A 12,816-nucleotide genomic window follows, 5' to 3' on the forward strand; every position below is an offset into this window, starting at 1 on the left:
GGGGCCAGGGGTGGGGGGCACAAACCGGTTCCCCACCAACCGATACCCCTCGCCCTCCAACTCCTCCCGCGTCCGGAAGAGGTGGGAGTCGTTAGACATATGGAACATCGCCAGGAACCGCACACCCCAGGGGTTCTCTCCCGTCCGCTCGTTCACCAGCACGGGCACCCGGCGGTAAATGGCCCTCGTCAGTTCCGCGTCCTGGCGGGTGCGGAAGATCGGGCAGGTGCGGGTGTTGGGGTTGAGGAGCGACAGGTCCTCCCGTTCCAGGGCAAGGCGGCGCCGCTCGTCCCCCAACTGCTCCGTGCGGGTCAGGAAGAAGGCGAACTCGCTCCGATCCACCGGCTTCCCGCTTAAGGTGAGCAGGGAGAATTTGTAACTGCGGTGAACGCCGGGGAAGAGTCCTTCCCGGTTCTCAAAATCGTACAGGCTGACCAGGCGGCCGGAGTCCACCAGGTGGCGGAAGAAATGCTGGTTGGTGGCGTCGGTGGCGATGCCGGTGGGGACGACGACGCCGGCCCGCCCGTCAGGGCGGACCAGGTGGGTGAAGAGTTCGCTGAAGACGGCGTAGGTGTTGATGTCGCCCCGGGCGGTGAGGGGAAAGCGGCCGCTGGCGCGCAGGTAGCGGCTCAGGGCGTCGGCGTCGTGGAGGGCCTGCCGATATTCCTCCCAGAGGGCCGGGTTCTCCTCCTGGAGGCGGCGGATGAGGGCCTCCCGGACGGCCTTGTTGGGCGCGCGGGCGACCTGGGGATCGCGGGTGGCGAAGAACTCCTCCTGCTGGAGTTTGATGCGCTCCCAGGGCGGGTTGCAGAGGACGACGTCAAAGCCGGCCCGCGTTTCCCTTGCTGGTTCTCCCCTTTGGGGGAAGACCTCCGGGAACTCCAGGGGCCAGTGGAAAAAGCGGTGGCGGAGGGCCAGGTCCCACGCCCGCCCCACAATCCGCCCGTCCACTGCCTCCGATTCCAGGTAGCGGCGAAGGGTGTCGGTGGTGATGTGCAGGCCCTCCTCCTCGCTCCCGGCCGCTTCGCTGTCGCTCCGAGGATGGGGTTGAGCGGTGAAGGGCTGGAAAAAGGCCGCCGTCCAGAGGTGGCAGGCAGTGCTGGCTTTCCACCAGTCGCTCCCCACGGCGCGGGAGCGCTCAAAGGCCTCCCGCTTGCGCCGGACCTGCTCCGGCATGTCGTCGGGGAGGGTCTCCAGAAGGCGGACCACCTCCGGCGGGACGGGGGCGGCCGGAGCGGAGAGCCCCCGTTGCCCGGCCCGCTCCTGCCGGTTTCGTCTCTGGAGGGCGCGGGCCAGAGCCTTATCGTCCCCCGAGACGGGCTCAAAGGCTCCGTCCGGGATTCCCTCCTGGAGGACGGAGAGGTCCAGGACGCCCACCAGCGAGTCGCCGCAGCGGATGCGGTGGTCCAGGAAGGTCAGGGGCTTGCCCCGCGCGTGCCCCTCAATCCAGAGGGCCACTTTGCAGAGATCCACGGCCAGGGGGTTCTTGTCCACCCCGTAGAGGCAGTGGGTGATGACATCCCGGACGGCCAGCCGGATCTCCTCCGGACCTGGCTCCTCCTCGCCGGTGCGGATGCGCGCCAGTTCCTGGCCCAGGCGGCGGGCGGCGGCCAGGAGGAAGTGGCCGGACCCGCAGGCTGGGTCGCAGACCTTCAGGGAGAGGATCGCCCGCTCTTTCTCGGCCCGTGTCCGGGCGGCGCGCAGCCGCTCCTGCAGGACCGGCTCTAGGGCGCTGCGGATCAGTTCCTGGACCAGTTCCGGTGGGGTGTAGTAGGAGCCGGTGGACTTGCGCTCCGTCCCATACCCCAGTTCAAAGCGGGGATGGCCGTCCTCTAGGACGAAGAGGGGCTGGAAGTCCAGCAGGCTCTCGTAGACGCTGCCCAGTTCCTCCACGTCCAGCGCGGCGTAGTTGACCCGTCGCCAGGGGGTGCGGTCATTCTCCCGATACATCGAGAGGTGCCAGACGGCCCGCAGGAGGTCCCGGTTGGCGAGGGCCAGGTCGTTCAGGAGCGACGTCCCCTGGGGGTCAAAGAGATCGCCGTTCAGAGGCGGGACGTCCATCAGCCGGGCCAGATCCTCGTCCTGGAAGAGACGGAAGGTGACCTGGAGCCCGGCCCAGAGGTCGGCCTGGTCGTTGTAGGCGGCCCGTTCCTCGGCCAGGTCCCGCAGTCGGGCGATACTGTAGTAGCGGCGGTAGACGTCGCTCCCGGTGAGGAGGTTGCGCTCCTCCGCCACCATCAGGAACAGGAGCCGGTAGATGAGGCGCAGCAGTTGTCCGTAGAAGGTGACGGGGCTCACCTCCCCTGCGCGCACCCGCTCCCGGAAGGGGGCGTTCTGGGGGTGGGCGAGGAAGCCGTTGCCCAGAGTCCGCAGCGCCTCCTCCACGCCGCCCCGCAGCCGATCCCGAACCCGTCCGCCCTGCTCCAGGGTGAGGCGGTAGTAGCGCTCCAGCCAGCAGGCGTCGGCGGTCTCGGGGGAGGCGGGGAGGCGGGAGCGGTGGAGGAGGCGGAAGAGGAGGGCGAAGTCGGCGAAGTGCTCGCCAGAGAACATCGCCTCCAGGTCAAACTCCACATAGGCGGGACGGTGAAGCCGTAAGGAATCCCGCAGGACGCGGAGGGTGCGCCCGTTAGAGACGATGCCCCAGAGGTGCTCGCTGCGGTTGAGATACTCCTGCATCAGGGAGTGGGGAGCCATACGGCCTGCGCCGCCCTCCGGTCGCCGGTCCAGGGGCTGGCGGTAGCCGACGAGGTGGACAGGGAGGCCCTCGCCGCGTTCCCCGGCTTCGGAGGAGGTCGGCGGGAGAGCGCGGTGGGAAATGGGGTAGGATTTCCCGTCGGCTTCGGCCGCGCGAGGAGTGTAGGTGAGGCTGTAGCCCAGGAGGGAAAGGAGAGGGACGAGCCAGCCATCGCGGGTGACGGAGGTGGCCGGGTCGTCTTCGGGGAGCCGTTCCAGCCGATGACGGAAGGCCTGCCAGTAGGAGCGGGCCTCGCTCCAGGCGGCGGCGATCTCATCGGTGAGGTGGCGGCTCGGGGGCAGGCCGAAGTCGGTGGGCTTCTGGCCGGGCGCGGTCCCGGCGGCGATTTCCTCGATCAGGTCGGCTCCGAGCAGGCCGCCTTCCAGGGTGAGGGTGGGGAAGCGCTTCATCGGGCCACCCCCTTGGGAATGGGCATCAGGACGAGCACCCCCAGCAGGTCTGGGGGCCAGTGCGGCCGGACCTGCGGGACGGGGAGGTTCGGGTCGGCGGCGGCGCGCACCCGACGGTGGGCCTCCTCCAGCCGGGCTGCGCGCTTTTCCACGAAGGGGCGGAGGGGGGCCTGGAGGTCGTTCCAGGCCGCCAGGACCTCCTCCAGCGCCTCGCGCCGCTCCTGCGGGGAGACGGGCGCTTCGGGCTTGAGGTTCTGGAGAAGGGCCAGGGGCTCGTCGCCCTCCAGGACCTCCACGGGGCTCGGCGGAAGGCCGCGCAGGCCGACGACGCGGACCTCTTCGGCCAGGAGGGTCCTCACCCCTCCCCCGCCGCCTTCGGCGGCACCCCTTCCGGACTCCAGCAGAAAGCGCAGGCGCAGGAGCAGGAGGACCGTCCGGCGGGGGACGGCGGAGGTGCGGACGACGCCGGTGCGGGGCGCAGGGGCGTCGGGGCTTCCCGCCAGCGCGGCCTCCAGGAAGTAGCGGGCCAGCGCCTCCACGAAGGGGTGGTGGCGGCCCAGGACGGTCGGGGGCTGGTCCGTCCGCCGCCAGTGGGGGATCATCTCAAAGCAGACCCGCCACTCTCCGCTGACGGCGACGTCGGGCGGGAGCGCGGCCTGGATCATTTCCGGGAGGGTCTTCAGGTTGCGCAGCCACCAGACTCCCTCCCGCTCCGGCTCCACCACAGCGCCCAGCCGCTGGCAACCGTTGAGGACGAAGCGCTGGACGGCCTTCGGGTCCCCCAGGACGGCGTCGGTCTCCTCCAGTTCCCGGGCCACCTCTTCGGGCCGCAGGTCGTGCTGGGCGAAGCGGGTGCGGCTTTCCCGCTCCCGCTGGGCGTCTGCCTCCCAGCGGCGGTGCAGGTCGGCGACTTCGGCGGGCATCATGGGGAGGACCAACTGGCGGCTGGCAGTGGGAACGTGGAAGAAGAGGGCGTTCAGGACCGCCTCCATAACGGTCTCGCTATCCACCGGGACGGGGACGGCGACGCCCAGGGTGCGGCGGATTTCCTGAGCCTTGCGCAACAGCACGTCCAGGACGGCGCCGTCCACGGGGTTATCCCGTCCGTAGAGGAGAACAGCCTTCACGCGGGGCGCGGGCTGGCCGAAGCGGTCCACCCGTCCCTCCCGCTGTTCCAGCCGGTTGGGGTTCCAGGGGAGGTCGTAGTGGACGACGGCGGTGAAGTGCTCCTGGAGGTTGATGCCCTCGCTGAGGCAGTCGGTGGCCACCAGGACGCGAAGGGGGAAGCGGGTCAATTCGGCCACCCGTTCCCGCCGTTCGTCCTCGGAGAGCGCGCCGGTGACGGAGATAACCCGCACCTGGCTTCCGATGCCAGGAAGGAGGACGGGGAGACGGCGGCGCAGTTCCTCCGCCACGTAGTCGCTGGTGGCGATGTAGCGGCACCAGATAATCGGCGCGTATCCCTCCCCGAGCAGTCCAGCGACAATTTGAGCGCAGCGGACGATCTTGCGGTCGTCGTCGGTGCCCCGCAGGCTGGCGGCCAGGCGGGCGAACTCCCGCAGCCGCCGCCGATCGCTCTCTCCGACTTCCCGCTCTCCCTCTTCCACGATGTGGGCGGGGGCGACGTCCACCGTCTCCCGCTCGGAGGACTCGTAGATGTAGGGGGCGTAGGCCTCGTCGGAGGCCTCCTCGTCCAGCGCCAGCCCTTCCTCACCGTATATTCGTTTCTCCAGCGCGGCCTGGGCGGCGGCGGGGCTGGACATCACACAGCGCAACAGGGCCAGCGCGGACCAGTAGCGGATACGCCGCTTCCAGCCGGTGAGGGTCGTACCAGTGCGGACCAGTTCCCGGCTGAAGGCGTAGACCTGCTCAAAGAGGCGGGCGTAGGCGGGGGAGAGATCGTAGGTCTCCTCCACGGACTCCCGCTCCGGGAAGGGGGTCTCGGTGCCCAGCCACCGGACGACGTCGGCCCGGCGGCGCTGGACCAGGTGGCGAGCCAGTTCCCGGGTCTGTTGTTCGTTCAGGCCGTGAAGGTCCAGCGTGGCGAAGTCGGGCCGCAGGAGGGCCAGGAGGGAGCGGAAGGACTCCTCCACGCCGCTGTGGGGGGTGGCGGTGAGCAGGAGGAGATGACGGCGGGGATCCTGGGCCAGGTCTCGCAAGAGTTGGTGGCGCTGCTGCTGGGCGGTCCGCTGGCCGGCGGGCTGGGCGGCGCCGTGGGCCTCGTCCACAATGACGAACTCCGGGCAGTGCTGGAGGAAGTTGGCCCGGTGGCGGTCGGACTTGGCGTAGTCAATGCTGACGACGATGTGGGGGTAGTGGCCGAAGATGCTCTCGCCCGGCGGGGTCTTCCGCTCCAGCGGCCCGACGGTGCCGGACCGGATGACGACGGCGGGGAGGTGGAACTTCTCTTCCAGTTCGCGGGCCCACTGGTCGCAGAGGTACGGGGGGCAGAGGACAGCAATGCGGCGGATTTCGCCCCGGGCCAGTAGTTCGCGGGCGATCAGCAGCGCCTCAATCGTCTTTCCCACGCCCACGTCGTCGGCGATGAGCATACGGACGGGGCTCATGCGGAGGGCCATCAGGAGGGGGACGAACTGGTAGGGGCGGGGGCGGACGGAGATGCGGCCCAGGGAGCGAAACGGGCCAGCGCCATCGCGGAGCGTGAGGCGAGCGGCGTTCCAGAGAAGTTCGGCGGCGACGGCATCAGCGGTGCCGTCAGGGGTGGGGAGGGGGAAGGCGGCGGGCTCCACCTGCTCCACCCCCCGCTGGATCAGGGGGAGATAGATCCCGCAGAGTTCCGCCTCGCCCCCGGCGAGAGGGCGCAGGAGAAGGACATCCGGCTGAGGGGAAGGGAGCAGCACCCACTCCCGACCTCTTGCCCGGACGATGGAGCCGACAGCAGGGGGTAAGATCATTGCACCTCCGGGACTGGGGAATCGCTCATGTGCTCATTCTTTGTCAACCCGTGCGGTGAACTCTATACCTCAAGGGCGTGCCGAAGGGTGCAGAGAGAGCGCCACTTTGCTGAGAGGGAATCGCCTGTATCCATATTACATTACCTTTTCGGTCACCGAAAAGCTCCAGCCCGTAGCGAGCGCCTCCTCTTCCTGACGCATCGATGGATAGAGGGGATGCCTCACCGGGTTGACCCTGTATTCACGGCCGGTATTGGAATCCGGTATATACTGATTTTGTTTCCTGCTCAAGCAAGCAGATCATCGCTATGAGAGGAGACCGCGGATGGAGCGCATCGGGTTCATCGGCTTAGGGGTGATGGGGAAACCCATGGCCCGCAACCTGATGAGGGCGGGGTATCCGCTGGTGGTTTACAACCGCAGTCGGCCGCCGATGGAGGAGCTGGCCGCGGAGGGGGCGGAAACCGCGAACTCCCCTCGGGAAGTAGCCGAGCGGAGCACCGTGGTCATCACCATGCTCCCCGACACCCCCGACGTCGAACAGGTCCTGGCCGGGCCGGACGGCGTCTTCGCCGGCGGGCGGCCCGGGTTGATCGTGATCGACATGAGCACCATCGATCCCGTCACCGCGCAGCGCCTCGCCGCCCAGGCGGCGGAGCGAGGGATCACCATGTTGGACGCCCCTGTGTCGGGTGGGGAGATCGGCGCGATCCAGGGGACGCTTTCGATCATGGTGGGCGGGGACGCGGCGGCCTTCGAGCGCTGTCTCCCGATCTTCCAGGCGATGGGCCGGAACATCGTCCATATGGGGGGGCCGGGGGCTGGCCAGGTGACCAAGGCGGCCAACCAGGTAGTGGTAGCCCTCACCATCGCCGCCGTCAGCGAGGCGCTGGCCCTGGCGGCCAAAGCGGGGGTGGACCCGGCGAAAGTGCGGGCGGCGTTGCTGGGCGGCTTCGCCAGCAGCCGGGTCCTGGAGGTGCACGGCCAGCGCATCCTGGAGCGGAACTTCCGCCCGGGGTTCCGGATCCGTCTGCACCACAAGGATCTTCGGATCGCCCTGGGGCTGGGCCGGGCGGTCGGGGCCAGCCTCCCGCTCACCGCCCTGATCCACGAGTGGCTGGGCGCGCTGGTGGCCCGGGGGCAGGGGGAGCTGGATCACTCGGCCCTGGTGACGCTGTTTGAAGAGTGGGCTCAAACGGAGGTGCGTCCGTCGTAACCGGACTCTGGACGAGCGGGCGGCGGGGCAAGCTCTCCCTCATCCCCGCTCCCCACAGCCCTCATGGCCGCGAGGAGGGAGCAAAACATCGGGGTGACGGGACCGGCGGCGGGGCTCCCAGCCCGTCACCCCGAACCTGAACCTGGGGAAGAAGCGCGAGGTCTGGCGGGATGCCGAAGGCGGCCCGCCAGACCCCCAATTCATAGGGAAAGATCGATGGTTCGCGCGAGCGGCGTCGAATTCAGCGCCTGCGTTTGCAACAGATGAAGCACACTACCGCTCGCTGGAAGCGCGCCGCACGATCTTCACCCGGCCCGCCAGGGGGCGTTCCTCGCCCGGCCTGCCTTTGTCTTTAGGCGCCGCCTTCCCCGAAAGCAGGCGATCTCGCTGCTGGGCCTCCTCCACCGAGAGCCCTTCCAGGACCGCCTGACGGGAGAGACGGATCTTGCCGTCCTCATCGATGTGGGTGACCATCACCAGGATCTGATCCCCCACCCGCACCACATCCTCGATGCGGTTCACCTTCTGATCGGCGATCTGGGAGATATGGACCATCCCCACTTCGCCGGGCAGGATCTCCACGAAGGCCCCGAAGTCGGTGATGCGGATGACCTTCCCGAGGTAGATCTTGCCCACCTGGGGCTCCTCGGCGTAGGCCTCGATCTTCAGCCGGGCGCTTTCGGCGTCCGCCAGGCTGGTGGCCGCGATGCGGACCGTCCCGTCTTCCTCGATATCGATCTGGGTGTGGGTTTCCTCCTGGATCTTGCGGATGGTCTTGCCGCCGGGGCCGATCAGGGCGCCGATCTTCTCCGTTGGGATGTGGACGGTGAAGATCCGCGGGGCGTGCGGCTTGAGCTCCGGCCGCGGCGCGGGCAGGACTTCCAGCATCTTCTCGAGGATGAAGAGGCGGGCCTCCCGGGCCTGGTGCAGCGCCTCAGCCAGCACGGAGTAGGGCAGCCCCTTGATCTTCACATCCATCTGCAGGGCGGTGATCCCGTCGGCCGTGCCGGCCACCTTGAAGTCCATATCGCCTAAATGATCCTCCATCCCCTGGATGTCGGTGAGGATCACGTATTTCCGCCAGGCCTCATCGGAGGTCACCAGGCCCATCGCCACGCCGGACACCGGCTTGCGGATCGGCACGCCGGCGTCCATCAGGGCCAGGGTGGAGCCGCACACGCTGGCCATGGAGGTGGAGCCGTTCGAGGAGAGGACCTCGCTGACCACCCGGATGGTGTAGGGGAACTCCTCCTCGGGCGGGATCACCGGGAGCAGCGCCCGTTCGGCCAGGGCCCCGTGGCCGATCTCCCGGCGCGAGGCGCCCCGCAACACCCGCACCTCGCCGGTGGAGAACGGCGGGAAGTTGTAGTGATGGATGTAGCGCTTGGTCTCCTCGGGGGCGAGGGTGTCCAGCTCCTGCTGTTCGGACAGGGTGGCCAGCGTGGCCACCGAGAGCACCTGGGTATCGCCCCGGGTGAAGATCGCGGAGCCGTGGGCGCGAGGCGACACATCCACTTCGCACCAGATGGGCCGGATATCCTTCGGGCGCCGCCCGTCCGGCCGACGGCCCTCCTCCAGGATGCGGCGACGGACCTCCTCCCGCAGCGCCTCGTGGAAGCTTTCCTTCACCTGGGCCTGCTCATACTCGGCAAGGGCCTGGAGGACCTCCTCCTCCAGCTCGTCCAGCGCCTCGTTCCGCCGGTCCTTATCGAAGTAAGTATCCAGGATCTCGGCGATCTGGTGGTTCAGGCGAGCGCGGACCGCCTGGCGGACTTCCTCGGAGATGGTGAAGGGGCGGTAGGAGGCCTTCGGCTTGCCGATGGCCGCTCGCATCTCCTCCTGGAGGGCGATCAGCGGCTGCAGCGCCTCATGGCCCAGCCGGATCGCCTCCACCATCCGATCCTCCGGGATCTCGTTCGCCCCGGCCTCCACCATGATCACCGCATCCGCCGTTCCCGCGAGGCGCAGATCGAGCTGGCTGTGCTCCATCTGGCTGACGGTCGGGTTGATCACGAACTGCCCATCGATGTAGCCCACCCGGACCGCGCCGATGGGCCCGAACCATGGGATGTCCGAGATGGTCAAGGCGGCCGAGGCCGCGATGATGGAAGGGATGTCCAGATGATACTCCGGGTCAGCGGAGAGGCTGGTCAGGATGATCTGGACTTCGTTGCGGAGATCTTTCGGGAACAGCGGACGGAGGGGGCGATCCACCAGGCGGGCGGTCAGGATGGCGTTTTCGGAGGGCTTGCCTTCCCGGCGCTGGAAGCTGCCCGGGATCCGGCCCGCGGCGTAGAGCCGCTCTTCGAAATCCACGCTCAGGGGGAAGAAATCGATGCCCTCCCGCGGCTCCTTGGCCATCGTGGCCGTGGCCAGGATCATCGTGTCACCGATCCGAGCGATCACGGCCCCGTTGGCCTGCCAGGCGAAATAACCGGTTTCGATGACGATCTCCTGATCGCCGACAACGGTTTTAAAGACATGCCGTTCTCGCCTCACGTTTCGTCTCACTCCCTCTGGAGAGGATACAATGGGTAGGAGCCGGGAGACGGCCGAAGACCATCTCCCTGGCTCCTGAAGGCCCATGGGATCCACTTGAGCTTCTGGATGTGCTCCGTTGCCATCCGAACGATCCCGGGCAGGGGTTCGGGGCTTGCCCCTACCTGCCTCTCTCCCCTCGACACGAAGGGGTAAGGGAAGGAAGGCAGGGGGACCTCAAGTGGGCAACAGGGCCTTTTACTTGCGCAGCCCCAGCCGTTCCAGCACCAGGCGGTAACGCTGAGGATCCACCTGGGCGAGGTATTCTAACTGCCGCCGGCGTTTGCCGACCAGCTTGAGCAATCCCACCCGGGAGTGCTCATCGTGCTTATGCTGCTTGAGGTGCTCGGTCAGGCGATTGATCCGTTCGGTTAAAATGGCGATTTGCACCTCCGGCGAGCCCGTATCGGTCTCGTGGCGCCGGAACATCTCAATCAATTGCTGTTTCTCCTCCTTCGAAAGGCTCACTGCGCCTTCCTCCTTGTGAGGATCAAAGGGTTCAGGAAACCGATCTCCAGGTTTTATATTGTAGCAAGCCTGAATATATTTCGCAAACGATTTGGCTGTCTGATGGTCGTTGGGGCTCCTTCTGCGGCCCTAATCCCCGGGAGCACCCGGATTATGGAAGGGGACTATCCGGCTGGCATGATGGAATCAGCCTATGTAGAATTCCGTTCAGGATTGGCGCTGCTGCCATCTGAACGCTCCCTGTCCAGGATTCAGAACCCGCCTTCCGGCGCTTCGCGGCGGGGGGAGGAGGGTAAGATAAAGTCGGGGGGAACGGGCGGGCGGCTTCGCTGCCCGCCCCGTCACCCCAGCCTTCCCCCGCTGCTGGCTGGAGAAGCGGAGCAAGGGATGGGAGGGCCAAAGGCCGTCCCTCCGCCTGAAGGTGGGATTCCCCGCGCCTGCGGCAAACGGGCCGTGGACATAAAGAGGGGTCATCTGCGCGACGCCTGCGCCGGATAGATGGGAGGAATGGATCGCATGCCTCGCACGGGTTTCGCGGATCTGCCGCTCCATACTGGCCGGGCCCCCCGCTGGCTGTTCGCGCGGATGACGGCCCTGGCCCGCGAGATCGTCACGGCCTTAGTGGAGGAGTTCGGCACCGGGGAAGTGCTTCGCCGCCTCAGCGATCCCAACTGGTTCCAGGCCTTCGGGTGCCTGCTGGGTTACGACTGGCATTCCAGCGGGGTCACCACAGTCGTCTGCGGAGCCCTCAAGGAGGCTCTGAAAGACGCGGGCCGGGACCTGGGCCTCTTCGTGGCCGGAGGGAAGGGGAAGGCATCCCGCCGGACACCCGAGGAGATCGAGGCGGCTGCCCGGCATCTTCAGGTGGATCCCGCCCCCTTGATCCATGCCAGCCGCATGGCCGCGAAAGTGGACAACCACGCCCTGCAGGATGGGTATCAGATTTATCACCATGTTCTGGTGTTCGACCGGGCGGGTCGATGGGCGGTGATCCAGCAGGGGATGAATCCGAGCAACCGCTACGCGCGCCGCTATCACTGGTTGGGCGAGGCGCTGATGGATTTCGTCAACGAGCCCCATGCGGCCGTCTGCTGCGATGAACGGACGCGCCCCCTGAATATGGTGGCCGAGGAGGCGGAGGCCGCCCGTCAAGCGGTGGCGGAGCTCTCCCGTGAGCGGCCGTGGCGCCTGTTGCAGGAGCTCCAGCGCCTCCAGCGATTGCGTCTTCCCCCTCACCACGAGATCCTGATTCAGGACATCCACCCCGATCATCTGGCCTCGATCTTTGTGAAAACCTACGAGGCTCAGCCTTCCTCCTTCGCAGAACTTCTGGGCCTTCCTCAGGTCGGCGGCAAAACCATCCGCGCGCTGGCCCTTCTGGCGGAATTGCTCTATGGGACGCCGCTCTCCTTCCGGGATCCCGCGCGCTTTGCGTTCGCCCACGGCGGGAAGGATCATCACCCGTTCCCGGTGGATCGGGCGCTCTATGATCGTTCGATCCGCATGCTTCGTGAGGCGGTGGAACGGGCTCGCCTGGGCGATCGGGAGCGGCTGGAAGCCCTGCGGCGCCTCGCGGGGTGGCAGCGACGGTTATTCGGCCTCGCCGAAGATGCGCCGGAGGCCCACCTGGAGTAAACGCGGGGGATGAGCGAACAACCGGCTGCGCGGTTGCAATCTGAACGATCCCGGTGAAGGATTTGGGGCTTGCCCCTCCCCACGCTGCGAAGCGGTGGGAGGAGGGGGATAAGACCGATCGCCGCTTTGCAACAGGGCAGAACCAGTTGCTCGATTGGGGTGGCCCATGTCAAGCCCTCCGCATCCGATCTGGATCCCTCTGCTTGTTCTGCTTTATCAGAGTTTCGTTGTGGTCGCGAACATCGGATTCAAGCGGTCCGCGGAGAGCGCAACCGCCCTGGCCTTTCTGGCATGGCAGATCCTCGGCAATCTCTCCGGGTTCCTCAGCGTGCTGACCTATACCGCGTTGCTCCGCTGGCTCCCGGTTCATATCGCGGTGAGCCTTACCATGGGATTGGGATTCGCCAGCGTCCAGGTCTTCACCGCCTGGCTGATCTTCCGTGAGCCGATTGGGATCTGGAAATGGATCGGAACCGCGCTGGTGGTGCTGGGCGTTACCCTGATCGCAAGGGGACGCTAAACCATGCAGCCCATCATCCAGGCGTTCGTTCACCAGCTGGACCCAGTGCTCCGGAGGGTTCATCGGGTCTGGGAGTTTACAGAGGACCCTCAATGTGTGCTCCGGGTGGCCCTGAGCTTCTCCAACCAGGATCTTCAGCTCTCCGATGGGACACAGATCCGGCGAGGGGATCGGATCGTGGAATTGCATCTGTGGAACGAACGGATTCCGAGAATGCCTCCGGAGGGGCCGGATCTGGCCTGGAGCCTCCAGTTTTATCGACGTCTGTTGGCCTCGCTCCGGCTGGTCGCCCGGTGGATGGAACACCATCCCGAAGCCGGGCAGGCCCGGGCGTTACGGGGCGAAACCTCGATGGTGGATCCCGCGCGAGGATTGATCCA

General features: G+C 67.1%; 7 protein-coding genes and 1 pseudogene. 4 read left to right on the forward strand and 4 right to left on the reverse strand.

The window, feature by feature from the left end:
- Both NZM16_RS07180 and NZM16_RS07185 read right to left on the reverse strand, forming a co-directional pair.
- A partial coding sequence (locus NZM16_RS07180; protein WP_295479620.1) for an N-6 DNA methylase occupies positions 1–3,144 on the reverse strand: 3,144 nt, incomplete at its 3' end.
- A complete protein-coding gene (locus NZM16_RS07185) occupies positions 3,141–6,059 on the reverse strand; it encodes a helicase-related protein (protein WP_295479623.1) in 2,919 nt (972 codons plus the stop codon). The genes NZM16_RS07185 and NZM16_RS07180, both read right to left, overlap by 4 nt.
- A 283-nt stretch (positions 6,060–6,342) precedes the next feature.
- Here NZM16_RS07185 and NZM16_RS07190 point away from each other — a divergent pair, with 283 nt between their 5' ends.
- Positions 6,343–7,275: a 2-hydroxy-3-oxopropionate reductase gene (locus NZM16_RS07190; protein ID WP_295479630.1), complete on the forward strand. Its 933-nt coding sequence runs from the start codon at positions 6,343–6,345 to the stop codon at positions 7,273–7,275.
- Between the two features lie 273 nt (positions 7,276–7,548).
- Here the strand turns inward: NZM16_RS07190 and NZM16_RS07195 are convergent, their stop codons facing one another.
- The gene (locus tag NZM16_RS07195) at positions 7,549–9,774 is read right to left on the reverse strand and encodes a polyribonucleotide nucleotidyltransferase (protein ID WP_295453102.1); all 2,226 of its coding nucleotides are present in this window, start codon (positions 9,772–9,774) and stop codon (positions 7,549–7,551) included.
- Between the two features lie 237 nt (positions 9,775–10,011).
- A complete protein-coding gene (gene rpsO / locus NZM16_RS07200) occupies positions 10,012–10,281 on the reverse strand; it encodes a 30S ribosomal protein S15 (protein ID WP_295453104.1) in 270 nt (89 codons plus the stop codon).
- A gap of 516 nt (positions 10,282–10,797) precedes the next feature.
- On the opposite strand from rpsO, the gene NZM16_RS07205 reads away from it, so the two are divergent.
- The 3 genes and pseudogenes from NZM16_RS07205 to NZM16_RS07215 all read left to right on the forward strand — a co-directional run.
- A complete protein-coding gene (locus NZM16_RS07205) occupies positions 10,798–11,916 on the forward strand; it encodes a DUF763 domain-containing protein (RefSeq protein WP_295453107.1) in 1,119 nt (372 codons plus the stop codon).
- A gap of 166 nt (positions 11,917–12,082) precedes the next feature.
- Positions 12,083–12,436 (forward strand): hypothetical protein, encoded by a 354-nt coding sequence (locus NZM16_RS07210; RefSeq protein WP_295479626.1) that lies wholly within the window; start codon positions 12,083–12,085, stop codon positions 12,434–12,436.
- A gap of 3 nt (positions 12,437–12,439) precedes the next feature.
- A pseudogene (locus tag NZM16_RS07215) lies at positions 12,440–12,816 on the forward strand (hypothetical protein); the annotation flags it as partial.

Source organism: Thermoflexus sp. (assembly GCF_025055495.1).
In the GTDB taxonomy this organism is placed as follows: Bacteria; Chloroflexota; Anaerolineae; order Thermoflexales; family Thermoflexaceae; genus Thermoflexus.